The 24,776-nt window shown below is 68.4% G+C and carries 15 protein-coding genes and 1 pseudogene; 7 read left to right on the top strand and 9 right to left on the bottom strand.

Going from position 1 to position 24,776, the window contains the following annotated elements; translation table 11 throughout:
* Nucleotides 1-90: 90 nt before the first annotated feature.
* From AB0L57_RS22815 to AB0L57_RS22805, 3 genes and pseudogenes are all read right to left on the bottom strand, one after another.
* A pseudogene (locus tag AB0L57_RS22815) lies at nt 91-3,726 on the bottom strand (LuxR C-terminal-related transcriptional regulator); the annotation flags it as partial.
* Nucleotides 3,727-5,712: 1,986 nt separating this feature from the next.
* Nucleotides 5,713-7,299: a hypothetical protein gene (locus AB0L57_RS22810; protein ID WP_364965524.1), complete on the bottom strand. Its 1,587-nt coding sequence runs from the start codon at nt 7,297-7,299 to the stop codon at nt 5,713-5,715.
* Between the two features lie 8 nt (nt 7,300-7,307).
* Entirely contained in the window at nt 7,308-8,693 is a 1,386-nt protein-coding gene (locus tag AB0L57_RS22805; RefSeq protein ID WP_364965521.1) for a hypothetical protein, read from the bottom strand.
* Nucleotides 8,694-9,445: 752 nt separating this feature from the next.
* Here AB0L57_RS22805 and AB0L57_RS22800 point away from each other — a divergent pair.
* From AB0L57_RS22800 to AB0L57_RS22780, 5 genes are all read left to right on the top strand, one after another.
* On the top strand, nt 9,446-9,910 hold the full coding sequence (locus AB0L57_RS22800; protein ID WP_364965519.1) for a MarR family transcriptional regulator: 465 nt from the start codon (nt 9,446-9,448) through the stop codon (nt 9,908-9,910).
* Nucleotides 9,911-10,157: 247 nt separating this feature from the next.
* The gene (locus AB0L57_RS22795; protein ID WP_364965517.1) at nt 10,158-10,904 is read left to right on the top strand and encodes an ABC transporter permease subunit; all 747 of its coding nucleotides are present in this window, start codon (nt 10,158-10,160) and stop codon (nt 10,902-10,904) included.
* Nucleotides 10,901-11,626, top strand: coding sequence for an ABC transporter ATP-binding protein (locus AB0L57_RS22790; protein WP_364965515.1), 726 nt, complete (start codon nt 10,901-10,903; stop codon nt 11,624-11,626). Before AB0L57_RS22795 ends, AB0L57_RS22790 begins: the two co-directional genes overlap by 4 nt.
* 29 nt (nt 11,627-11,655) lie before the next feature.
* Nucleotides 11,656-12,726 carry an ABC transporter substrate-binding protein gene (locus tag AB0L57_RS22785; RefSeq protein WP_364965512.1) on the top strand — a complete coding sequence of 357 codons (1,071 nt, stop codon included), beginning with the start codon at nt 11,656-11,658 and terminating at the stop codon, nt 12,724-12,726.
* Nucleotides 12,723-14,303, top strand: a complete 1,581-nt coding sequence (locus AB0L57_RS22780) for an MFS transporter (protein ID WP_364965509.1) — start codon at nt 12,723-12,725, stop codon at nt 14,301-14,303. The genes AB0L57_RS22785 and AB0L57_RS22780 overlap by 4 nt, the downstream gene beginning before the upstream one ends.
* A gap of 1,011 nt (nt 14,304-15,314) precedes the next feature.
* Here the strand turns inward: AB0L57_RS22780 and AB0L57_RS22775 are convergent.
* The 5 genes from AB0L57_RS22775 to AB0L57_RS22755 all read right to left on the bottom strand — a co-directional run bounded on the left by AB0L57_RS22775 (nt 15,315) and on the right by AB0L57_RS22755 (nt 19,534).
* Nucleotides 15,315-16,361: an LLM class flavin-dependent oxidoreductase gene (locus AB0L57_RS22775; protein WP_364965506.1), complete on the bottom strand. Its 1,047-nt coding sequence runs from the start codon at nt 16,359-16,361 to the stop codon at nt 15,315-15,317.
* Nucleotides 16,358-16,516 carry a hypothetical protein gene (locus AB0L57_RS22770; RefSeq protein ID WP_364965503.1) on the bottom strand — a complete coding sequence of 53 codons (159 nt, stop codon included), beginning with the start codon at nt 16,514-16,516 and terminating at the stop codon, nt 16,358-16,360. Before AB0L57_RS22770 ends, AB0L57_RS22775 begins: the two co-directional genes overlap by 4 nt.
* Before the next feature lie 244 nt (nt 16,517-16,760).
* The gene (locus tag AB0L57_RS22765) at nt 16,761-17,879 is read right to left on the bottom strand and encodes a serine hydrolase domain-containing protein (protein ID WP_364965500.1); all 1,119 of its coding nucleotides are present in this window, start codon (nt 17,877-17,879) and stop codon (nt 16,761-16,763) included.
* A 77-nt stretch (nt 17,880-17,956) separates the two neighbouring features.
* Entirely contained in the window at nt 17,957-18,817 is an 861-nt protein-coding gene (locus AB0L57_RS22760) for a helix-turn-helix domain-containing protein (protein WP_364965498.1), read from the bottom strand.
* Nucleotides 18,818-18,853: 36 nt separating this feature from the next.
* Nucleotides 18,854-19,534, bottom strand: a complete 681-nt coding sequence (locus AB0L57_RS22755) for a helix-turn-helix domain-containing protein (RefSeq protein ID WP_364965496.1) — start codon at nt 19,532-19,534, stop codon at nt 18,854-18,856.
* A gap of 99 nt (nt 19,535-19,633) precedes the next feature.
* Here AB0L57_RS22755 and AB0L57_RS22750 point away from each other — a divergent pair, with 99 nt between their 5' ends.
* Both AB0L57_RS22750 and AB0L57_RS22745 read left to right on the top strand, forming a co-directional pair.
* The gene (locus tag AB0L57_RS22750; protein WP_364965494.1) at nt 19,634-21,403 is read left to right on the top strand and encodes an ABC transporter ATP-binding protein; all 1,770 of its coding nucleotides are present in this window, start codon (nt 19,634-19,636) and stop codon (nt 21,401-21,403) included.
* Nucleotides 21,400-23,106 (top strand): ABC transporter ATP-binding protein, encoded by a 1,707-nt coding sequence (locus tag AB0L57_RS22745; protein WP_364965492.1) that lies wholly within the window; start codon nt 21,400-21,402, stop codon nt 23,104-23,106. The genes AB0L57_RS22750 and AB0L57_RS22745 overlap by 4 nt, the downstream gene beginning before the upstream one ends.
* A gap of 59 nt (nt 23,107-23,165) precedes the next feature.
* On the opposite strand, the gene AB0L57_RS22740 is transcribed toward AB0L57_RS22745, so the two are convergent.
* Nucleotides 23,166-24,617, bottom strand: a complete 1,452-nt coding sequence (locus AB0L57_RS22740) for a lipase family protein (RefSeq protein ID WP_364965489.1) — start codon at nt 24,615-24,617, stop codon at nt 23,166-23,168.
* Nucleotides 24,618-24,776: the final 159 nt, after the last annotated feature.

The following is a 24,776-nucleotide window of genomic DNA, read 5'->3' as shown; positions in this document are numbered from 1 at the left end:
GTTCCACCGCGTTACGAGCGACACCGAAATCTCGTCGTCCGACAGCAAGCCCAGTTCTCTTGCCGCCGTCAGGATTCCGATCCGGCCCTGGGCTCCGAGTTTGTCGCGGATCTGCGCCAGATGGAATTTGACTCGGGTCGGCGGCTGCTCCAGATGACTTGCGATGGTGTCGTTCGACAATCCGGCGGCAACCATCCGGATCAGTCGGAGCTCGCGATTGCTCAGGCCGTGGTCCAGCGCTCGAGAGACCGCCTCGTCGGCTTCGCCGGTTGCCGGTCCGAGGTCGTCCTGGACTAGTGCCTGGACGGACCGGACAAACGCCGTGAAGGCACCGCGCTGTAGTTCCGTGTGGTCTTGTAGCGGTGCCGTGACCGCGTCGCGGATGGTCCGGCGCTGTGCGGCGGTCAGGCCGGACCACGCCTTGATGGCGAGCTGCGCAACGCCGAGGATCCATGTTCCGGCCTTCTCTGCGGCGACCGGCCATCGCTGGTTCTCCGCGATGCGAAAGACCACCGTGTTGATGTGCTGAGCCACGATCTGCATCCGAGCGGCTTCCCGACCGGCTGGGTGTGCTGTGCCCGGCGCCAGCAAATCGAGCACGCGTCGGAATGTCTGCTCGCCGTACCGTTCACGCAGTTCTCGGAATGCTTCCGCATCACCGAGCCGCGCTCGATCCACCATTGTCGATATCTGTGGGGGGTCGGTGATTCCAAGGCCGGAATTTCCGCTCTCGGACGAGGCATCGATAACAGGCGGGCCCGGTGACGGCGGATTGACCGCGGCCACCAAGGCTGGGTCGTACTTCGCGAAGTTGCCGTCGCGGTCGAACTCGATGGTTTCGAACCGTCGCTTGTCCTCGGGCACCTTGTCGATGAACTTCTTCTGCTTGTCACGCCAATCGCCGAATCCGACGGCCTTGTTCAGCAATGTGCGGCGGTCGCGGAGATCCTTGGGGCGGTACTCGCCGGTGGTGTCTCCGTTTCCGGACGCGGCCAGGTCGACCACCACCAGGTTCGGGTTCTCGATGGACGCACTGTCGTTGACCAGCAACACCATATGGTCGTCGGCATCGCCGCTCGCCTCGGCCGAGCCGTCTTTCCATTTGTAGACCAGGACGGTGATCCCGCCCGGCCGGGACTTCAACGATTCGGCCACCTGATCCAGCGATCCGGCATCCTCGAGCCCGGAGCCGAACGCCCGGCGAACCACATCGCGGTCGTGGCCCTGCAATGTGGTGGCGGGCATCTGGAAGCTGCGTGCGTTGTCGGGGCACAACACTCGCATGCCGGTCACGGCATTGTTGACGCAACTGTTGGGGCTGCGGCGATGCATCTGCACGACCAGGTCGAGCAGGGATGCGGTGGCCAGATACTGTGCGGCGGCGGCCAGGACATCCTCGGCGGGATTCCGGGCATCGACATCCACCGGCGCGGAATCGGCTGCAGCCGAGCCGAAATCGTCCCCAGTGGCGAGTTGTTGGGGCGTCGTGGTGGCCAGGTGGTCATCGACTGCCTCGCCGAGGATGTCGCGGGCCATGGCGGGGGTGATCGCGGAGGGCGGGTAGCCCAGCATTCTCGCCAGGTTGTCTCTCGCATCGGTCAGTGCGGGGTCGAGGGATCGCATACCTTCGGCGCCATCGAGACCGGCGAGCGGCACACCCAGTCCGGCGGCGAGCCGGTTCCGCAGGGGCGTCAGGTAGTCCAGCGCGTCCTTGTGGGCGAACAGTGCTTGTTGCACTGCCCTCGCGGGCGCTGTCGTCTCGACATGCTGCAAGACCGCCTCCGCCGCGACGGCCGGGACCCCGCTCTGCTTCAGCAGCTCTCGTAACGGGTCGATGGCACCGTCGTGTTCGATCGCCGCGAGGTGGCTCGCGAGCGCCGGGACCGGGATGCCCAGCAGTCCGGCCAGGCGTGTGGTCCGGTCCGCCGGCCCGTCCGGGCGGTTGAGGTCGCTGCGATAGTGGCCGGTATCGGCCTCGGCGAGGTTCAATGCGGTCTGGGCGGGATTCCCGTCGACAAGGGCGTGGTGGCGAATGAAGTCCGCGACGGAGTGCCGCAACACACGCTGTTGCAGTCCGGGAGTCAGCTCACGGATACCGCGTTCTGCCGCGACCAGTGCCTCGTGGTTCGCGGGAGTGGGATCGGCGGTGTGGGTGGCGGCTGCCTGTTCGTACTGCACCACCGCCTCGCGCACTCCGCGCAGGTGCATGGCACTGCGAATCAGCGCGTCCTGCGTGGACATCACCACTTGCGCGCTGCCGCGATCGCCGTTGCGGGCGGTGCGGTTCTTGGCCTGCTCGTGGATGTAGGACTGTTCCGAGGCCTCGGTCATCCAGACGTGCATGCCCCCCTTGGCCAGCACCGCCTCCGACACCGAGATATCGACGCCGCGCTGGCCCTGCCGGTTGATCACGAGGATCTTGCCCTGCTCACCGGCCTCGTCGAATACCTTCTGCAACTGGGCTTCCCAGTCGGCACCCCACCCGATGATCCGCTTGGCGTCGACCGCTTCGATGGCCTCCCTCGGCACGCCCGCGCGCACCAGCGCCTCCACCTGCCGGGCGACCAGATCGTTGCGGTGACACTGGATCTGCTGGAATCGGCCCTCACCATCGGCCCGCATCTCGTACGCGTATTCGGCGACCGTGGTCAGTTTGGCGTGGGTGCTGCCGACCACATCGGGTTCGCCTTCCACCAGCCGATGAACCGACGACCGCCCGACCTCGTGCGTCTCCCCGAGCCCGTAGACCTTGCTCAGCACGGGATTCAGGTCCACGAGGGTGCCCGAAGCAATCGCCACCTCGTCGAAGAAGTCTCCTCCGGCGCGATAGATCTTGGCGGCGTCGATGCGTTTGGCCGACTCGGCATCCGCGCGGACCACGATCCGATGCTGATCGGTGCTCTCCCCGCGAGCCTCGGACGCGCGGATCTCCTTCGCCTCGATGGCTTGAGCCAGACTTGCCTTGCCCGGCTCCGCGCTCCATCGTGATTCGCTGGAGGTCTTCTTGTTGCGCTGGAGACCGTGTTCGGCCTGATCGACGATCACGATCTTGCCCGTATCCATCTCGTAGTGGACGCTCTCACGGACCAGGAATTCGGCCTGGGCGGCCATCTCGAGCCGTGATGCCCCCATCCCTTCCAGCCATTTCCTGCCACCGGGCAGCGCCTCGACCTTCGCCCGCCCCTCGGGTGTCAGCTCGGGTTGCCCGTCATACCAGAACATGAACTCCGGGGCGCCGTCGCGATGGACACCGATTTCCTCGGCAATCCGCGCGAGACCGAAATCCTCGTGGGACAGCTTGCCGTTCACCAGCGCATCGGCCAGGAAGTCGTGCGCGCCGAACACCTCGTCCGCGGTCGCTCGCGGCGCAGCGTGTTCCACCCCTTCCGAACGGAGGAATTGCCGCTCCCCACGGTCGATGATGCCGTCGCCCTCGTCGACCAGCACTGTTCGCGGCGGCTTCACACCGGCATTGCACAAATGCCCGACCGTCTCGCCGGTCGCCACCACGATCGCCGCACGCCCCTCGGCGATCGGCCCGAACCCCGTCTGCTGACCGGCCCGGAACACATCGATTCCGAAGTTGGCCAGAAGCTTTCGATATTTGACAGCTTCGCGGTTGGCGAGCCCGTCGGTGGTGGTGACCAGCAGAACCGATTCGTTGTGCACTGCCCGCTGGATGGCCGCGGCCATGAACACCAGCGACTTGCCCTCGCCCGGCTTCATTTCCACCGGGCGCTCGGCCAGCGCGTACACCGCCTCCGCCTGCTCGACCCGCAGCATCATCCCATCCGGCACGGCAGCACTGATAGTGCCGCGCCGGATGACCTCCATACCGGCGATCATCGACAGCTGCTGATCCGGGTCGTGCAGACCGGCCATCACCACCTCGTCCGAAAGGTTGTGCAGGCGCAGGCTTTCCGGAATGTGCGCACCGGAACTCGCGTGGAAATCGATCAGCAGATCGACCGCTTTGTCGCGGTTGCTGGGTGGCGGGGCAGGCGGATCGCCGGTTCCGTCGGCCGGACCGTCGTGGTCGGCGGCCGGAGCCCCGTCCCCCTGGTTCTCCTGCGCGGACGGCGAATGTTCGCCCGGGGCAACCGTTTCGGGTCCATCACCGGAGACCTCGGCACCGCGATGGCCTACGAGCCCCTCTTGACCGGATTCACCGACCTTCGTCCCGGCGCCCGAATCGGCGGGAGGATGGGCATCGGACGGCGGCACCTGACCGGCCTTCTCGGGCACCTCCACGACAGCGCGTGGCGGACTGCTCGCCGAAATCTTCGGCGGCCGCGAGGTTTCGCCGACGGCCTCGACCGATCGCGGCGCGGCCGGTTTGCCCGCAGCGACCGTTTTTCCGTGTTGCGAGTGCTCGACCCGGGCCGCCGCCTCCCGCGTTGCCGGCCGGACCGCATCCCCGGATGTCGCCTGCCGGGCCGCGACCTCGGATACGGGTGGGCGACGGCCGGCCTTCTCGCTCACCGAGATCATGGACTCGGCCGGCCGCGGCGCCTGCACCGCCCCGGCAGCGGTGGTCTTCCCGTTCGCCGCGTCACCGGTGGACATCGCGCTGCGTTCGCCGCCGGTGTCCGCGGCCTTCGTCTTCCCGGCCCACGCGTCCTTCGCGGCCTCCCATGCGCGCCTGGCTTCCGGCGATATCTCGAGCGGCGGACGAACCCGCAGATCGGGCGCAGCGAAGGCCCCGCCGCCATCGACCGCCGAGTGGGCACCGCCGCGGGAATGCACGCCCCCGGCGAAAGCGCCGTTGATCAGCGGCGCCAGCACCTGGTCGTAATGCTGCGGCCAACCGGCCACCATCGACGCCGCACCCAGACCCGAGATCGCACCGGCGGTGCCGTGCACCAAACCCATGGCCAAGCGACTGCTCGCGATCCGGGGGAACACCATCGGCGCGAAGCGGCCGGCGAGCATGCCGCCCGCCGCACCACCTACGCCCGCCAGGGCCGCGACTTCGATCGACTTCAGATCGACACCAGTCGGATTCGAGCCGTCCGATCCGATGATGTCGGCGGTGCGATCACCAGTGGCGACCTGCAGCGCCTGCACACCCGCGTCCACCCCCACGGGCAGCGCGGCCGCCTTGCCCACCATGGTGAGGAGTTGCAGGGGCCCCGCCGCACTCAGCCGGGCCGCGGCCTTCGCCGCGCCCGCCTGCACCGCTCTTTCCAGGCCCGCCCGCATCGCCGTCACTTCGGCCCGCCCCTCGACGAGCATGCCGTCCACGGTCGGCGCCGCCGCGGCCGTGCCGGCCGGGCCCGCCGCCGAGGAGCTGCTCACCACACCGAAGATCCGCCACGCCAGGTGGATACCGAACGTGAACATCACGCACAGCCATTTCTCCGCGTCGTTGGCGGCCGCCTGGGCCTGATCGGCCAGCGTGCCCACGTCGCCACTGAGCCTGGCCGCGCCCTTTCCGTAGGAACGCAACGCCTCGCGCAGCTGGTCGGCCAGCTCACCGACCGAATCTTCTTGTGCCAGTAAGGTTTCGATCTCGTTCGAATGACCGTCCAGCTCACTGCCACGTGCCCGGAGCTCAGCGGCCATCCGGCGCATCGCGGAGATGTCCGCGCGCGGGAGTTCTCCGCCGAACACCACCATCTCGATCGGGCGCCGCAGCATTTCGGGCAGATTCTCGAAGGTGTTGCGCAACTCCACCACGGGGCTGAACATCGAACCGTCCACCGGCGCCCCCTACACCGGTCGAGAGGCAGCGGCGACCAGCACGGCATGTAGCAGTCTCGCCTGGATGCCCGCGTCGGCGCCGTGCTCCACGACCTCGGCGAACGCGATACCGAGCGCCTCGCTCACATCGAATTCACCAGGGGCGGAGGTAGTTCCGGTCAGTGCGGCACGCCAGTCCCGGTAGCCGCTCACCACCTCGCCGAGAGTGCGGGCCGGGTGTGGCTGCGGGCGCAGGTATTCGGCGATCAGGACGCGCTGCGCCTGTTTGCTCGCGACGCCACCACCGGCGGCATCGAGTGCCCGGCCGAATTCCCGGAGCGTCGCCGGATGGATGCCGGGCTGCGCCGGTTCGCCGTCGGATTCGGCGGTGGGTGTGGTTGCCTCCGGTTCCTGGGCGGCGCGCCGGTCGAGCGTCATCGAGCGAGTGGGGCCCTGGACTCCGCGCGGTGCACAACTCCACCGCACCGTGCCCGGTGCACCGTCGAACTCCGCCACCTCGACCACATCCAGAGCGACCATCGGATAGTCGGTGAGCACCCGGTCCACCGCGGCGACGAAGTCCCGCACGGCCGGTAGCCGCAGGCCGGGGGTGTCGAACCCCGCCACCTGCACACCGTGGCGTTCGGCCAATCTTCTTGCCAGCCAGTCGATCATGGGATCGGAAGCGGCCCGTTCGCGGGAGCCGCGGCGATCACCTGCACGCGCCTTGTCACCGCGCGACTGGTTCGGTCGTGGCGGGGAACCGTTGCGAGGGTTCGCCGCCGGCTTTCCGGGTGAGCCGGGCCTGCCGGGTGAGCCGGGTGTTCGGGGCGACGGGTCGGTCCACGGAGTGCCGCGCCGTCCCGCCGGTGCCGCTGTCCGACTGCCGGATGACGTGTCCGTAGCTCTGGGCGCGTCGCGTCGGTCGGCCGGAGGTGTCACCGAGGGCGACGGGGGCGCTGCGGCGGTGCGGCGACCGGAGTCACCGGGAATGCGTCCGTCCCGGTCGGATCGATCGGACTCCGGACGGGACCGATTCCACGGCGACCGCGACTGGGTGCCGTCCGCGGGCGCGGCGCGCCCGGTAAAACCATCCGGCGACTGCGCTCCCCCCGCTGCGGGCTGTTCGGTGCGCTGCGGGCCGGCGGTGGGCTGACCCGGACTTTCTGGGACCGGAGATTCCCGCGCCGGGGAGATCGACGCGGGATCGGATCGGGCCGCCGGGCCGGCGTCGGCGGGTGACACCGGACCGGTCGCGCCGTCCCGCTGCTGGCCGGCCGGGTCCGCGTTTCCCGAATCCCGGTCCTCGGGCGCGGTCAGCCGATTGGCATTGGCGGCGTCGCGCGCGTCGAATTCATCTGCGACACCGACGATTCCGTCAGCCGTACTGCGCAGTCCTTTCTGCATCGCCCGCACGTTGGCCAGCATGTGATCGGCATGCGGTGTGAACTGCTCGGCGAACTCACGGCCCATATGGTCGTCGCCCCAGCTGCCTTCGGCCTGCCGCAGGCAATACTCCAGTCCCGCGTAGGTCTGCCCCACCCGGTCGGCGAGATCCGCCAGCCGTGCGCCCCGCTCGCGCAGACCGTCCAGGTCCAATCGAATTTCGTCGCTCATATCCCGCGTCAGCCCCGGCCGCCGACCCGCAGGCGGAACCGTAGCTCGAAATCGGTGACGAAAACCGACAACGGCACCGACGAGCTCGAGCGCTCCACGACACCGTCGTCGGCGACATAGAAAACCGCACGGTCCAGGGCTATTTCGCTGTCCGGCACCGGCGACCGAACCATCCAGCCCACGCTGACCCGCTCGGCCCGCAAGGTCGACAACGGGTACTCCGCGGTGTCGTACCCTCGTCCCCGGATGTGCTCGCGGACCAGGTTCAGTGCCTCCGCCTCGCCGATCCCCGGCACGTCACCGGCGATCAGATCCGCGAGCACGAATTGGAACCATGCGCCGTCGACGTCCACTTCGGCGTCGTCACCGACGACCTGCACGATCGCCTCGCGCGTGACCGCGGCGGCCTGCGCGGCCGACACCAGCAGTTCGGCGACATCCGGCGATGGCCCGTCCAAGACCCGTGCGACCACTTGCGACGCGGTTTCGGCCGTCCACACCGCCGGTAGCGCCGCCGCACACTCCGACATCGGAGCGGATTCGCCCCGATACCACTGCCCCGCCTCCCACCAGTAGCAGAACGACAGCATGCCGGTCATCACCCGCGGGTTGAGCACCGGGTCGACCACCCAGTCCGGCGCTCCCGCAAACAGTTTCGGCATCATGGCGTCTCCGTTGTACGCGGCGTCGAGCACCGGCGCATCCCAGACCCCACCCGACAGCACCGCCCGATCCCCGGGCAGCAGCGTCAACGTCGAACCGCTGTGTCGCGCACTCTCGAAGATGCCCACCGACGGACCGATCCGCGGCCCCCGCTCCGATCCGGCCGCCACGAAAGCCGACGCCAGCACCGCCCACCGAGCCCACACCATCTTCAGATCCGGCAACTCGCCGGTCACGGGCTCCGCGAGCACACCCGCAGCGCGGTCCGCGCGCATGCCTTCCGCGGCCGCGCGCGGTGATCTCGACTGGGATCCACCGCGCCCGATGTAGGCCGCCAACCACACCGGCAGGCGGCCGCGCGGATAATACTCGAGGTCGGCCTGGTATGCCTGCGGCGCGAACAACTGCTCACCGGGAAACGGCTCGGCACCGTGATCGGCGACGACCTCGGCCACCTCCGCGTCGGCGCGCACCACCATCCGCCACCACGGCTCGCTTCCGAGTTCGGCCGACAGCTCCCGGTGCCGTCGCACCAACGCCGACACCGCATCCGACACCTGACACCGAATCGGACCGCTGCCACCATCGACCACGAACAACGCCGATTCGGTCACGACGGTCAGCGCGAACGATGCCTCCAGCCGTTGCCATCCGGGCGGCGCGAGCGCGCGCAACCCCTCGGCGATCCGGTCCTCCAGCCCCGCGAGATCCGCACCCCCGGGACCGCTCACGACACACGTCCGAGTCGATGGACCGCGGGTCCGCGGCCACACACCTCGACCTTCAGGGGGTCGGAAGCAATTCCCACAATCGCCTCGATCTGTCGGTCGTCAGGACGGCACTCCGATCGAGGATTTCGTAATCGATACCCCTGGTGCAACAGGCTCGATTTACCGCCAGTGGGAAGTCTGGCTCGTGCAAGTCGCCTCGTCGTCGTAATGTCGATGGGCTTCTCGTCCCGAACCCCGTCCACCCGCCGGTCGTCGCCCCTCATCGACCGGGTTAATCGCGGTCTCCGACCTGGGAAACAGTACCGGTTCGCTGGGACATGCCCGCCACCGAAGCGGTCGTGCCGCCATCGCGGGTGCGAACTCGGAACCACCAGCACGATTTCCGGCAGCGCGTCGAGCAACTGAGCGATGGCGGCCCGCACGATCAGGATCGCCGGTGACCGGGCGGGGCAGGCGCGCGGGCCACGCCGAGCATTGGAATCGCTCAGATCCCAAAGCCGGAGCAGCGATCGGATCACACCTCGATAAATCGGTCCTGAACTGGTCTGATCCGCCTATCGATCACCGCTTTCGCCGGGCGCCGGAGTCGGCATCCGCCCGCCACGGGAACCGGGCAGTTACTTGATAGTTGTTAACCTTTTGCCGTCGGTTCCACTCGAGATCCGGCCACCTGCGAGCGAAGGGAACCTGCACGATGACGACAATGTGTCAGGTCACCGCACCCGGGACGCAGCTACCCGAAGGATCCGCCCATGCCCTCGTCCGACTTGCCGGCCACCGACGCGGAACTCGTGGCGGCGGTGGAGCGGGTGCAGGTCGCACTCATCCAGGCGGCACGGCAGTTCCGCATGATGGATCGCGCGGGAATCAACCAGTCCGCGCGCAGTGCACTCGCCGCGATCGTCAAGTTCGGACCACTGTCGATGTCGGAACTCGCCGCACACGAGGGTGTGGATCCGGCGAGCGTGTCGCGGACCGTACGCAAGCTCGAGGAGTGCGGGGATGTTGTACGACGTGCCTCGGACACCGACGCGCGGGTCAACATGATCGAAGTGACCGAATCCGGCCGCGAACTGTTCCTGCGCAGCCGCCGGCAACTGACCCAGATCATCCTGGACCGGATCTCGACACTGTCCCCCGAGCAACTGGCCTCGATCGTCGCACTCGGCGACGGGCTGGAGCTGCTGGCGTCGGCCACGGGACCGAACCGGACGTAGATCGTCGACGCGCGAGCCGAATCATCTCCTCGCCCGCGCATTCGGCCGATCCGGCTTCCTGATCCGCACCGGGCATCGTCCCGGACACAACTCACCTCCTGCTTCGCCGACGACGCATCCGCGTCGCCGGCCGATCGAACGGATTCTCATGACCGTGCTGAGCGCAGAGCCCACAACCGAACCGACGGGTCGAACGCCCCCGATCCGCCGCCCCACCACTCGCTCGCGTGCCACTGCCCTTCTCGGGGTGGTCGCGCCTCCGCTGGCGCTGATCGTCCTGCTGGCGGTGGGGTGGAATGTGATGGCCGCGCGATGGGACACCCCGCTGATGCCCTCGCTGGGCTCGATCGGCGACGAGTTGGTGACGCTGTGGCGAGGAGGTTCGCTGTGGGCCAATCTCGAGGTGACACTCACGCGCGTCCTCCTGGGATTCGCGGTGGCGTTCGTGATCGCGGTGATCCTCGGAATCGCCATGGGGCGCAACACCTCTGTGCGGCGATTTCTCGAACCAGCGGTGCTGCTGGGGCTGGCGACGCCGGGCCTGGTGAAGGCACTGCTGTGCGTGATCTGGTTCGGCATCAGCGTGATCAACCCGATCCTGGCCGTGGCGCTCGCGGCCGCGCCCGCGCTCATCGTCAACATCACCCAGGGCGTGCGTGAGGTCGATCCGCAATTGCACGAGATGGCCCACATCTACCACTTCGACGCATGGACCCGCCTGCGGCGAATCTGGTTGCCGGCCTTGGCGCCGTCACTGTTCACCGGCGCGCGGCTGGGAATAGCCCTGGCCTGGAAGGTGATCGTCCTGGTGGAGATATTCGGTATGGCCGATGGAGTCGGATACCAGCTCAACCTGGAGTTCTCCAACCACAATGTGGCGGCCGTGCTCGCCTGGACCATTGCCTTCGCGCTGGTCATGACCGCGATCGAGTACGGCGTCCTGCAGACGCTGGAGCGACGAACATCCCGCTGGCGCAAGGAGTCCGCGGTATGAGCGCCGGAATCGAACTGAGCAATATCTCCAAATCCTTCGTGAGCAAGAAGAACCACGTCCAGACGGTCTTCGAGGATTTCTCACTGGAGGTGGCGCCGGGTGAACTCGTGTCGCTGGTCGGCGCATCGGGCACCGGCAAGACCACGCTGTTGCATCTGGTGGCCGGACTGGAGACGGCCGACAGCGGCGTCGTCCGGGTAGGCGCGAACACGGCACCCGTCCGGACGGGAATGGTCTTCCAGCAGCCGCGACTGCTGGACTGGCTCAGCGTCACCGCGAACATCGAAATCGCCGCGAAATCGGCCGGCCGCGGCGTGGCCGCCGTCGCGGACATCATCGACGCGGTCGGCCTGAGCGACTACGCCGGCGCCTACCCCTCGGTCCTGTCCGGTGGGCAGCGCCAGCGAGCGGCGGTGGCACGAGCGTTCGCCGTCGACCCGGACATCATCCTGTTCGACGAACCGTTCAGCGCACTGGACGAGCTCACCGGTCGCAAATTGCGACTCCTGTTGCAGGACTTGCTCATCGAACGTTCCGTCACCGGACTGCTGGTCACCCACAACGCGCTCGAGGCGGCGTTCCTGTCCGACCGGGTCGTCGTACTCGCCGATCGGCCGGCGCGGATCGTGCAGGACATCCGCGTGACCGTCCCACGCCCGCGATCCGCCGAGGACGCCGCACTGTTCGACCTGCACCGCGACATCATCACCCACATCTCCTGATCCAGGACCGCTCCAGAAACGGGAATTCCGTGTCCGCACCACGTGGCAACATCTTCACTCACGAATCGGCCGCCGGGCCCGCCGTCACCCGCCGCCAGGCCATCCGGGCCGGCGCCGCTCTGATCGGCGGCCTCGGCCTGAGTTCACTGCTCGTGGCATGCGGCAACAGCACGACCGCCGCGGTCGACGCGAACGGCCGGCCGCTGCAACAGATCAAGGTCGGCGCCGTCCAACCCGGCACGGCGGGGTCGGTGACAGATCCGATCATCGATCAGGCCGGGCTCGCGGCCCGGCACGGGCTCGCTCTGGTCCGCAACGGTGGCGGCGGTGTCGGCACCGGGCAGGAGAATCTGCTGACCGGCCTGCTCGACACCTTCGCCTTCGGACCGCTCGGCGCCACCGAGGCCAATATCGCCGGCCACGACGTGGTGATCGTGGGGCCTCAGCTCTGGAACCACGGACGATGGCTCGTTCCCGCCGACAGCAGATTCGGCTCGGTCGAGGAGTTGCGGGGAAAGCGCATCGGTGTGCAACCGGCGGGCTCGGACACCTACAAGGCTGCCGCATTGGCTCTGGCGGTCAACGGAATCGACTTCGAGCGTGAGTTCCGGATCTTCCCCGGCCAGCCGATCGCCAATCTGGCCCTCTACGAACGTGGCGACCTGGACGCAATCATCGCGATCGAACCCAACGCCACTCGCCTTGTCGCACAGGGCAACCGGCAGATCGCGACCGTTTCCCAGCTGTGGCAGAAGGGCACCGGTGAGTCGAGCCCACTGTTTCTCAACGGCGCCGGATTCAACCGGCCCTGGCTCGAACGCAACCGCGATACGGCGGCGAAGTTCGTCGCGCTGCGCTCGGAGGTCAATGCGATGATCACCGCCGATCCCTCCTTGCTGGCGAAACACCATGAGGCATTCGGCATTCCGGCCAAGGAAGAGGCCGCCATCGAGTTGTTGCCCGAGCGGCTCCGCGACATCTATCCGTCCACCTGGGATCAGAGCTTGTTCACGAATATGGACAAGCAGATCGAGGTCGCCCTGCAGATCGGACTACTGCCGCGCACCGCGGAACGCCCGGTCCACGAAAGCCTGAGTTGATCACCCAGGAGGCCACGCAGACCGTGCGATACCCGCGCACGGCTCTGCTGGCCTGCTGTTCGAGTCTGTTCCTGTCCTCTCTCGACACCTCCGCGCTCGTTGTCGCACTGCCCTCGCTGCAGGCCGATCTCGGTCTGGACGTGGCCGGACTGCAGTGGGTCGTCGTGGCCAATGCGCTGGCGCGCGGCAGCACGCTGTTCCTGGGGGGCGCATTGGCCGACCGCTATGGTCCGCGGCGTATCTTCCGGATCGGCGTGGTCCTGTTCGGTGCCGCCTCGCTGCTGTGCTTCGTCTCGTCGGGGTTCGCCGAACTCATCGTGTGGCGGGTATTGCAGGGCGTCGGCGGATCGTTGATGACTCCCGCGTCGATCTCGTTGCTCACCGGGGTGTTCCAGGATTCGGTCGCGCGGAGCAGAGCGCTGGGCTCATGGAGCGCGACCGCGGGTGTGTCCACCGCGGTCGGACCGGTCATCGGCGGGATGCTCGTCGCGGCTGTCGGGTGGCGCAGCGTCTTCCTCATCTGCCTGCCGTTCGCGGCGCTCGTCACGGCCGGCCTGCGGTGGGTTCCGGAGTCTCCGGTGCCCCGGGTGCGGCGGCGCATCGACCCGGCGGGGCACGTGTCGATTGCGGTCACACTGTTCTGCCTGACCTTCGCCCTGTCCGGTGGCGCACGTACCGGCTGGCTGTCGGCGACGACGATCACCGCGCTGATCATGGCCGCGGTGGCGATGGCGATCGTGGTCCGGGTGGAGAGGCGAGCCGTCGATCCGGTGCTCGACCTCAGCGTTTTCGGTCGACCGCAGTTGCGCGGCGCGGTACTGACCGCGGGATTCGCCTATTTCTGCCTCACCGGAATGAATTTCGTCAACACCCTCTACCTGCAGCGGGTTCGCGGGTTCTCCCCGTGGGAAGCGGGGCTCATGGGGTTGCCGCTCACGGCCGGCACGCTCGTCGCCGCCACGGTGTGCGGGCGGCTGCTCGGCCGGTACGGCGCCCGAAAACCCGTTCTCCTCGCCTACTTCTTCCTGATCACCGCCATGGTGTCGCTGGCAATCACCGCGTCGACGACAGCGCCGATCGGCTGGGTACTGGCTGCGTTCGCGCTCCTGGGAATCGGGATGGGCATGGCGAACCCACCCTCGACCTCCTCGGCCGTCGCCGCGCTGCCGCGCGAACGATCCGGCTCGGCCAGCGCGATCACCAGCACCGCACGGCAGGTCGGGATGAACCTGGGCACGGCCACACTCGGCGCCGTGACCGTGTCCGTGGCCGGATTGCTCGCCGGGCCGGGTCCCGTCTCCGCCCGGGACTTCACCTCCGGAATGCGAATTGCCTACGCCGCCACCGCGGTACTGGGCGTACTCGCCCTCCTCGCCGCGAACCGATGGTTCGCCACGCCCCCGAACACGACCGCACCCGAGGTCGGCAACACCCCACGAAAGGAACGATCCGATGACAATCGACGACAACACCAAGGCGCCCCTGCCGAAGATCACGAGCGTGCGCACCGGGGCGATCTTCACGCTCCCCTATCTGGTCGGGCTCGAGAAGGGCTACTTCCTCGACGAGGGCGTTGACCTCGAGCTCGTCGCACCCGGCGCCTACAACGTCAGTGTCAAGCCGATCGAAGACCATCACCTGGTGAGCTCCTTCGGCGGAATCTCGCGCGGTTTCGAAGCCGGTGAGGTCGCGCTCTACCGGGCCTGCGAATGGGGGCAGGTGCGGCGCGCGCAGGATTCGGGTCGCGGCGGTCAGATCGTGACCCAGCGCGCCGCGATCGCCAGCCAGGCGATCTTCGTACGCCCGGATTCCGACGTCCTGCACCCACAGGGCCTGCGCAACAAGCAGGTCGCGGTGAACTTCCACCACGGCTCCCACTATCTGGCGATCCAGACACTCGAGGGGTTCATCGACGCCGATGAGCTGAAGGTCGTGCACGTGGGGGGTCCCGCCGATCGATTCGAGGCGCTGCGCGACGGCACCGTCGACGCCGTGGCCCTGATGGAGCCCTACATCAGCCTCGCGCTGAAGCAGGGCTATCGACTGATCGCGGAGGCGTTCTACACCGGGGCCGAAATCGCCGACGAGACAGTCGATCCCGAGGTGTACGCGGCGATCGATCGCGCGGTCCGCCGCGCCGTCGCCGACATCAACGACGATGTCACGCCGTACCTGCACTACTTCACCGACGAGATTCCCGAGACCCTGGGCACTTTGGACGAGTCCGACATCAGCACGTGGCGACTGCGCTTCGCGGACCCCCAGCCGTATGCGCCCGAACAGTTCGACCAGACCTACCGCTGGCTGCTCAAGTGGGGCCTGATCGAATCGGGTTCGGATTTCAAGAAACTGGTCGACAACCGAGCGCTCACCGTGTGAGTCGGCGCACGGGCGGTCGTGCGGTGAACGAACCGCACGACCGTCGCGCCCGGCGGTCAGGCGGGGTTCCGCTCCGGTGAAGTGGCTCGCACCGGCGTCAATTCGATTGCGCCACCGCTGTTCCCGCGATCGGCAGCCCTCGTCCGACACCACCCCCGGCCCGGGCACGTCTCGATCCCGAGCCGAGTAGGCCCCACTGCGGCAGACGATCAGGGCGCCGGTGGTCGGCCGCCCCGGTCGGGCGCGGGTTTCCACCCCAGTCCGGGAGCGATCAATTCCACCGCGTCGTACAGAATCTGCTCGTAGTCCGCCCGGTGGAACTCATACGGCAATTCCAGGCGAAGTTCGCCGGTCTGCGCGAGGACCGGATCGGCCCGCAACTGTTCGAGGATCTGCTCCGCGGTTCCGACGACGTCCGGGGCGAACAGCACTCGCCGCTCGCCCTGCGGGCCGCGAGTGCGTTCGTGGCGGCTCGCGGCGTAGGCCCGATACCGTTCGCGGGTCGCGCGATCGGCGCTGTCGAACGGCACGATCACCCGGCCGATCGCGACGCGTCCCGGTCGCGCCGGATCGATCCGCTCGCGGTATTCGCCGATCAGTCCCAGCTGAGCGGTCGTGAAATCGGCACTGCTGTCGGCGAATACGATGTTGCCGCTGAGCAGATTCAGTCCACTGCCGGCGGCCCAGCGCACCGATCGGGTACTCCCGCCGCCGTACCAGACACGGTCGGCCAGGCCGGGGCTGTGCGGCTGCAACCGCGGACGCTGGGTGTTGCCCGGCGATTGGATGACGGTGCCGGGCCCGCCGAGGTAGTCGCCGCGCAGGTTCTCGAGCAGCCGGGCCACCCGGCCGTAGGACAGGTCGAAGGTACGCCAGTCACCGTCGAAGACCAGATCGCCGATCAGCTCCGCGTGCGGTGGCGTTCCCGCGCTGAACCCCGGCTGCAGGCGCCCTCTCGACAGCACATCGGCCAGCGACAAGTCCTCGGCGAGCCGGAACGGGCTCTCGTAGCCGATCGGGATGACCGCCGCGCCCAGCTCCACCCGGCTCGTGCGCTGAGCGGCGGCGGCCAGGAACACCGCCGCCGAACCGACACCGTGCTCGAGATGCCGCTGCCGGACCCACGCGCCGTCGAACCCCAGGCGCTCGCCGTATTCGAACAGTCGCAGCGTGTCCTCGAGACCGGTGTACGGATCGTCGTCGAGGTAGTTCCCGGGGGTCAGAAACGCCAGGGTGCTGATCCGCGGAGCGCTCATCCCCGGCGCTCGGAGGAGATCTTCTCCCCCGCCTCGGCAGCCATCGGGCCCCGGCTCCGCGCCGGTGGCAGCGGGCGGTTCACCGGATCGGGGTAGCCGCACCATTCCTGCCGTGCCGGATCCGCCGCGGTCGCCGACCTCACCTGTGCTGCCATACACCGATGTAACCCGATGACCTTGCCGGCGAACAGAATTGCGCTCAGGCCGAACGCAACCCGACTCCGCGGCGTCTTCTCCTGTCGCCTGCACCCGACGAAGAAGCCGATCGTCGGCCGGAAGGAGTCCGGCGCGACGGTCGAATTCCGCTCGCCGACGTCCATCGTCAGCGAGAGCGATCTGATACCGCCCATCCGAGTTTCGGTGCGCCCGCCCGGCGGCGGCACGGCGGCCCGGCCACGATCAACCACACAGCGCGAGCCGCGTGAAGGCTTGCAGCGCACCGTCGATGGGGTGCGGCTGCGGCCGCCCCGAGGAATCGAGCACATTCCATCGCTGCAGGTTCGCCGCGACCGACATCTGGCGCCGACCGTCGGCGCTGGTCATCGAGATCGCGCCGCCGCCCCAGACGGAGCCGTCGTGGCCCCAGAAGACTCCGTGCCCGGGCAGCTCCATCCGGTGCAGGCCCAGTCCGTAGTCGATCGTCTTTCCCTCGAAGGAGATGACCGCGGTGGTGCGTTGCATCTGTGCCAGCGCGGCGGGGCTGATGATTTCGCCGTCCAGCAACAGGTCGAAGAAGCGGTTCAGGTCCGCGACGGTGGATATCAGCGAGGCTGCCGGGCCCACCCACGACATGTCGTAGACGCTGTAGTCGCGGGGCGGGTCGATCATGCCGAACCATGCCTCGTAGTGCAGCGAGTGGGGACCGTCGATCTGTGTTCCGGCCGGGAGTTCGGTATCGCGCAGCCCGGCGCGTTCGATGACGTTGCGGGTGATGTATTTCTCCGCCGCGGTACCGGTGATCGTTTCCAGAAGTTCGCACAGGAGTAGGTAATTGGTGTTCGAGTACACCCCCGGTGCGCTCCCGGGCGCTCCGGTCGCGGGAGCGCTCACCCCCATCTCGATCAGGTCGGCCGGCCGGAATCGGGTGAATCGGTTGTCCTCCAGGCTTTGCGGTGTCGTCTTCGCCAGCACCGGGAAGGCCGCCAGCGACGGATAGGCCTGCGGCAGATACTCGGCGAGGCCGCTGGTGTGGTTGATCAGCATCCGCACCGTGATCGCCGCACCGCGGTCACCGGGAACCAGCCGCGGCAGGTAGTGGCCGATCGGTGTGTCGAGCCCGATCTCACTGTCGTCCACCAGCTGCAGCACCGCGGCCGCGGTGAACGTTTTGGTGATGCTGCCGACGCGGTGGCGCATATCGGCCGCGACGGGTCTGCCGGTCGCGATATCGGCGACTCCGGCGGCGCCGCACCAGATCTCGTCGTGGTCGCGGACCTCGGCGAAGACGCCGGGCATGCCCGCGCGATGGATGTCCGCCAGCGCGGTCTGTAGTTTCGCGGGATCGAAGGCGTCGGTCACGGCGTGTCCTCTCGTTGTCGATGCCCTCGGGTCACGATCAGCCGAACCCGAGGTGGACACCACTATCGGCCGGACGGTCACGCGCGGTATTGGAAAAATTTTCCCCAGGCCCGGTGCCGGTGCCCGGCAATGGCGGGCAGGTGGTGCGACGCCAGCGCGCCCGGCGTCCCGTGCGCGAAGATCGACACATCGCGGCACAGATGGGCCTGATCGGTGTATCCACACTCCGCCGCGACCGCCGCGGCCGGCCGGCCGGCCAGCAACCCGTCGACGGCGGACCGGAATCGGACCAGCATCGCCGCTCGCTTGGGGGTCAGGCCGATCTGGGATTCGAACCGTGCCCACAACCGTTTTCGGCTCCAGCCGAGGGATTCGGCGAGCGCGCCGACCTGCACGCGGCCTCGGGCCGCGAGTATCTGCTCCCAGCCGGCGACCACTTCCGGATCGGGAGCCCGATCGGTCCTGTCGCACTGTGCCAGAAACGATGTCGTCAGCACGAAACGCTCGTCCCAGGTCCGGGCGTCCGCCAGTTGCTCCCTCAGCTGCCGGGCCCGCCGCCCCCACAGATCGTCCACGGCGACGACGTTGCGGCCCAGATCGGTGGGGGCGACACCCAGCAGTGAATACGCCCCCCCGACGGGTGACAGCCGAAGTTCGATGCACGCGGCCCGCTCGCTGCGTACGCGCAGGGGCTCGAGGGCAAGCCCCGCGACGAATCCGTCGAGCCGGCGCCGGCCCGCGGCATCGTCGACGATCACCTCGCGGTCACCGAACTCGATCATCACGGTGACCGACGGTGCGCCCGCGACACGCAGATCCAGCCCGGCTCCGCCGACATCGCGGTAACCGATGATCGCGGCGCCCAGCGGCGCGACATCGGCCGGGCCCGCGAAATCCCACGCCTTCCCGGGTTCGCGGCCGGCGTCCACAACTGCCATCGCTCCAGGTTACGGAACCGGAGGATCCGAGCCACGTCAGCTGTCGCCGGCGGCACCCGGCGGGGCGAGCAAGCCGTCGATGAGCGCACGCAGGCCATCGGGGTAGATGTCGCGCGCCGCGAGCCCGGGCCAGTGTTCGGCGATGGCGGCGAGGGTCGGCAGGCTGCCGGGATCGAAGCCGGTGAGGTCGAGGTAACGATCGACGGCGGCCCGTTGCCGATCGGTGTGGGCTCGGACCAGAACCTCGCCGACCGTGAAGCACCAGATGCCGCGAAACACGTCGACCGCTTGTTCGGGAGTGGCGCCGGAGTCGATGGCCCCGGACACGATGGCCTCCACCATCCACAACGACGGCTCGTCGAGCAGGCCGACGAAGCCGTCGGAGGTGAGCACCTCGGCGGCCCACGGCCAGGCGGCCAGCACATCGTGCATGGTGGTGGCCGCCACCATGATCCGCGCACCCGGATCGGCCGGTAGCGGCGGACGCTCGATCCGGCTGGTGTGCTCGTTGAGCAGCTGCAGGAGCAGGTCGTCCTTGTCCCGGACGTGGTGGTAGAGGGTGGGAGCTCCGACACCCAGTTCCGCGGCCAGCCGGCGGATGGTCAGTTTCTCCCACCCGTCGGCGTCGATGAGTCGGCGGGCCGCGGTCAGGATCTGCTCGCGTGAGGTCCGGCGGGGGCGGCCGGTCCGGCCGCTCGGCGTAGTGGGTCGGGCCATCGTTTCATCATCCGCTGTCGGCGGCGTCCACCCCGGGATCGGTCCGGTTTTCGGCTCGCGCACTCGACATGGACCGGGCTCCACTGCTATTTTTCGAACATGTTCGAAAAGTCAATCGACACCGGATTGCTGCGGCCGTACGCGGGGAGCTTCGCCATCGTCGTGACCCTCCAGGTGATCGGCGCGGTGGCCGGTCTGGCGCCGCTGCTGGCCGTGGTCGAACTCGGCCGGACGCTGTTGGCTCCGGGCCCGATCGACCACGACCAGGTCCGGTTCATCGTGATCGCGGGCGCTGCCGGGCTGTTCGTCCGGTTGGCGTGCACGGGCGCGTCGTCCGGAGTCGGCCATCTGCTGGACAGCCGGGTGCAGCTGGCGTTGCGCCGGCGGCTGGGCGAGCGACTGGCGCGTGTGCCGATCGGCTGGTTCGCGCAGCGCCGCACCGGCGAGCTGGCGAAGGTGGTGGGCGAGGACGTGAGTGCGCTACACCCGGTCATCGCCCACGCTCCCGGCGAGCTGGTGTCGGCATTCGTGGTGCCGCTGGTGTCGCTGGTCTACCTGTTCACCGTCGACTGGCGGCTCACCCTGATCACGCTGATCCCGGTGCTGCTCGCGGTGGCGCTGGTTCCGCTGATGATGCTCCCCGCCCGGCTGCGTGAACAGGAGGAATTCGATGCCGCGATGGGCCGGATCGCCAGTGCCGTCGTCGAATTCGTGCAAGGCATCGCGGTTGTCAAGGCATTCAGCGGATCCGAGCGTGCGCACCGCCGATTCCGCACGGCCACAGAAGATTTCGTCGGCACCTTCCAGCGCTGGGTGTACGGGATCTCCGGCATCGCGGCCGCGATGCAGCTGGCGCTGTCTCCGCCTTTCGTTCTGCTGGTGGTGCTGATCGGCGGCACGGCGTCGATCACGAGTGGCGGTATGGCTGCCGCCGATCTGCTGCCGTTCCTGTTGCTCGGACTCGGACTCACCGCGCCGGTGGCGGCACTCGGTCACGGCTTCGACGATCTGCAGGCCGCCCGGCGCGCGGTCGGGCGGATCCGGGACGTGCTCGCGGTACCGCCGCTGCCCGAGCCCGCGCATCCGCTCGCGCCGCGCGGACACCGGCTGGAGTTGTGCGATGTGCGATTCGGCTACCCGGACACCGGCCACGAGGTGTTGCGCGGCATCGACCTGACTGTCGAGCCCGGCACGACCACCGCGATCGTCGGTCCCTCGGGAAGTGGGAAATCGACACTGGTGCACCTGTTGCCGCGGTTGTCGGACCCCACGCACGGCGTGATCCGGCTGGGCGGGGTCGACCTGCGCGATATGAGCAGCCGTGAGCTGCACCGGATGGTGGCGTTCGTCTTCCAGGACACCTGCCTGCTGCGTGCCTCGGTCGCCGACAACATCGCGCTGGCAGTCCCGGACACCGACCTCGAGGCCGTCACGCGCGCGGCGCGCCGAGCCGGCATCCACGACCGGATCCTGCAGCTGCCGCGCGGGTACGACTCGGTGATCGGCGAGGACGCCGACTTCTCCGGCGGTGAGGCACAACGGATCTCGCTGGCCCGGGCACTACTCGCCGATACGCCCGTGCTGGTGCTGGACGAGGCGACCTCTTTCGCCGACCCCCACACCGAGCAGGCGGTGCGCCGAGCTCTGACGGAGACCGCGTCCGACCGCACCGTCGTGATCATCGCCCATCGCCTGGAGACGATCGCCGGGGCCGACACGGTCGTGGTGCTCGCCGACGGCGTGGTCGCCGAATGCGGCCGCCCGGATGAACTGCTGGCACGCGACGGAATATTCGCCGAGTTCCGGCGATCTCAGCAAGCCACGATCGGCACCGATGCCACCCCACCGCAAGGAGACCAACCCCGATGATCCGACTACTGCTGCGGGTACTGGGACCGTCCTACGCCCGGCCGATCCGTCGCACCATCGTCCTGATGACCATCACCGCGATCGTCGAGGGGCTGTCCTGCGCACTGCTGATTCCGTTGCTGCGCGCACTGTTCGGCGACACCCCCTCCGATGCCCGGATCTGGCTGATCGCCTTCGGGGCGGCGGTGGCGGCCTATGCGGGACTGCGCTATGTCAGCGACCTGTGCGGCTTCCGGGTGGGGACGGCGATGTTGCGCGGTATGTATCAGCGACTCGGCGATCACCTGACCCGGTTGCCGCTCGGCTGGTACGGCGCGGGCCGGGTCGGAGAGGTCTCGGCGCTGGCCAGTCGAGGCGTACTGGATGCGATGAGCGTGATCGCGCATCTGCTGGCGCCGTTCGTCGCCGCGGTCGTGACCCCGTTGACGATCGTCGTCGTGATGGTGCTGGTCCAGTGGCAACTGGGTCTGGCCGCGGCGCTCGCCGCACCGGTCGTGGCAGCGATCCAGCTGTGGTCCGGGCGGGCGAGCGCGGCGACCGATACCGAACGTCACGAACGCGACCAGGAGGCCACCGCTCGGGTCATCGAATATCTCCAGGCCCAGCCGGTGCTGCGCGCGGGCGGCCGGTCGGCCGAGCGTTTCCGGCTGCTCGACGACGCACTGGTGGGCTTGCGGCAGGCTGCTCGCCGCTCCACGCTGTCGGCATTGCCCGGCATCGTGGGTGCAACGCTCGCCGTGCAGGCGGCCTTCACGGTCGTGCTGATCCTGGGCGCCTATCTCGCACTCGGCGGGCAGATCGGCGTGCCGACGGTACTCGCGGTTCTGGTGCTCGCGGCCCGCTGCGCCGATCCGCTGCTGGCACTGTCGGAGATCGGCGGCACGCTGCGCGCCACGCGCTCGGTGCTGACGCGACTCGACGACGTATTGCGCACGGCACCACTGCCGCAACCCCGGGAACCGGTCCACCCACTCGGCCACGACATCGCCTTCGAGTCCGTCACGTTCGGTCACGGCGAGCGCACGGTTCTCGATGGCGTGTCGCTGGCGGTGCCCGCGGGGCAACGGCTCGCCGTGGTCGGGCCGTCCGGTGCCGGCAAGAGCACGATGCTGCAACTGCTGGCCCGGTTCCATGACGTGGATGCCGGGGCGATACGCCTGGGCGGTGCGGATGTGCGCTGCCTGGATACCGACGAACTGATGGAGCAGATCGCCATCGTGTTCCAGGATGTCCATCTGCTGGACGGCACGATCGAGGAGAACATCCGCCTCGGCCGCCCCGACGCCGATGCGGCGCACGTGCGGGCGGCAGCGACGGCGGCCCAACTCGACGACGTGATCGAGCGTCTGCCCGACGGCTGGGCCACGAATGTCGGAGAAGGCGGCGCACGGCTGTCCGGCGGTGAGCGCCAACGCGTTTCGATCGCACGGGCCCTGCTGAAGAACGCACCCGTCGTACTGCTGGACGAAGTGAGCTCCGCCTTGGACCCGATCAACGAGGCCGCCGTCCACGCCGGGATCGAGCGCCTGATGGCGGGCCGCACGGTCGTGACGGTGGCGCATCGCCTGCGGACCGTGCGGAACGCCGACCGCATCGTCTTCCTCGACGACGGCCGGATCATCGAGGAAGGCAACCATGACGAACTGCTGAGCCGGGGTGGACGGTACGCACAGTTCTGGAATCTTTCACTGATGCCGGCCTGAACCGGACGGCGCCGCCCCGACGGTCGCATCCGGATGCCGGTGCACCACCGGCATCCGGTTCACCGCCCGGGCGACGCGGAGGGATTTCCCGTTCGGGGAACACCGCTCGGCGCACTGTTCGAATCGCTGTGCCGCGGTGCGGCATCCGGCCGCGGCGCCACCTCACAGGCATTGCGCACCGGGGCACCGGACAACCGCTCGCCCAGCCATTGCGTGGATCCGAGAAAGCCGTCGAAGTAGCCGAGAATATGTTCACCGCCCACGATGCTCTTCGTGGCCGGGACTCCCAGGGCGCACTGTTCGGCATAGAATTTCTCGGCGTTCGCGACCGGCATCCAGGGATCGTGCAGGCCGTTGTAGACATAGATCGGCATGCCCGCCTTCTTGCCCTTCAGGCTCAATTTCCGGAACAGTGTGTCGGCGAACTCGGTGTGCAGTGGATCGGACATGTTCGCCAGGGCCGCATAGGGGACGAATATTCCGACGTCGGCCATGGTCGAGCTGCACACGTCCTTGAGCGGGGAGGTGGCCGCCCATTGCGCCAGATGGTTCATCCGGGTGAGGATTTCGGGATGTTCGCGGGCCAGCGCGAGAGTCACGGTCAGCATGAGTCCCGAGGCGTAGGTGCCGTCGAAGGTTTTCGCGAAGGATTCGTAGTCGCTGGGCAGGCCGCCCATCGCGGCGCCGACCAGGTTGGGAGCCAGTTCCGGGGCGTATTCGGGGGCCAGCATCGCGCCGGCGTAGCTGGCGATGGCACCGCCGGAATAGCCGGTCATCGCGAAGCGGCTCTCGCCGAACTGGTCCGGCATCAAGTGACGTATCGCCCGGACGGTGTCGAGCATGATGTGGCCGGCCACGGTCGGCTCGGCATAGGCCATCAACGGCCCCTCGTGGTCCGGTATCACCACCGCGTAGTTCTGGCTGGCCGCCCACATGGTCGGTGACGGGACGAAATCGTTGCCGTTGCCGGAGGTCAGGTCGTATCCATGGGAAAACACGTAGCCGGGTGTACAGCGCCGGTTGAGCGCGTTGATCGGCGGCGCGTTCAGCAGCACCGGGCGGCTGCCCGGCCCCTTCCACGGGGTGAAGGGCAACAGCAGCGTCGCGGTTCCGAAGGACGGCGCCCCGGCGGAGTCCGTGGTCCGGAATTTCACCTGTATCGCCTTCTGCACCGGCGTGAGCACCGTCAGGAAGACCATCGGAACCCCCGGCCAGCTGACATCACGCGATTCGATGACGTCACCGGGTGCGTACTTCGCGATATCGGCCGGGCTGTCATCGAAGAACGGATCACCGGTCGGACTGGATTGAATCTTGTTCCACATCCCCGCCGGGTCCGCGGGGTTCTCGGGCTCGGTGGCGGCCGAACCGGTCCCGGGCAGGACGGCGGAGGGTGCGGGAATGCGGTCGTCGAGCCATCGCTGGAAGGCCGACGGTCCCGGATCCGGATGGTCGGCCGGCGGAGTCGGATCGGGTGTGGTCGCATTGCCCGGATCTGCCACCGAGGGCACGGCCGGACCGGATGCGGGCGGAACAGCCGGATCGGTGGTGGACGCCGACGCCGGGCCGGACGTGGGTGGCGCCCCCTGACCGGCGGTGGACGGCGCGGCCCGACCCGCAGTGGTCGGCGCCGCGGATTCGGATGCCGGCGCGGGCGCCGGTCCGGCAGT

It is taken from the genome of Nocardia sp. NPDC052254 (assembly GCF_040679495.1).
Classification (GTDB): Bacteria; Actinomycetota; Actinomycetes; order Mycobacteriales; family Mycobacteriaceae; genus Nocardia.
The sequence above is the reverse complement of the archived record's forward strand: the minus strand, read 5'-3'. Positions and strand labels throughout refer to the sequence as shown.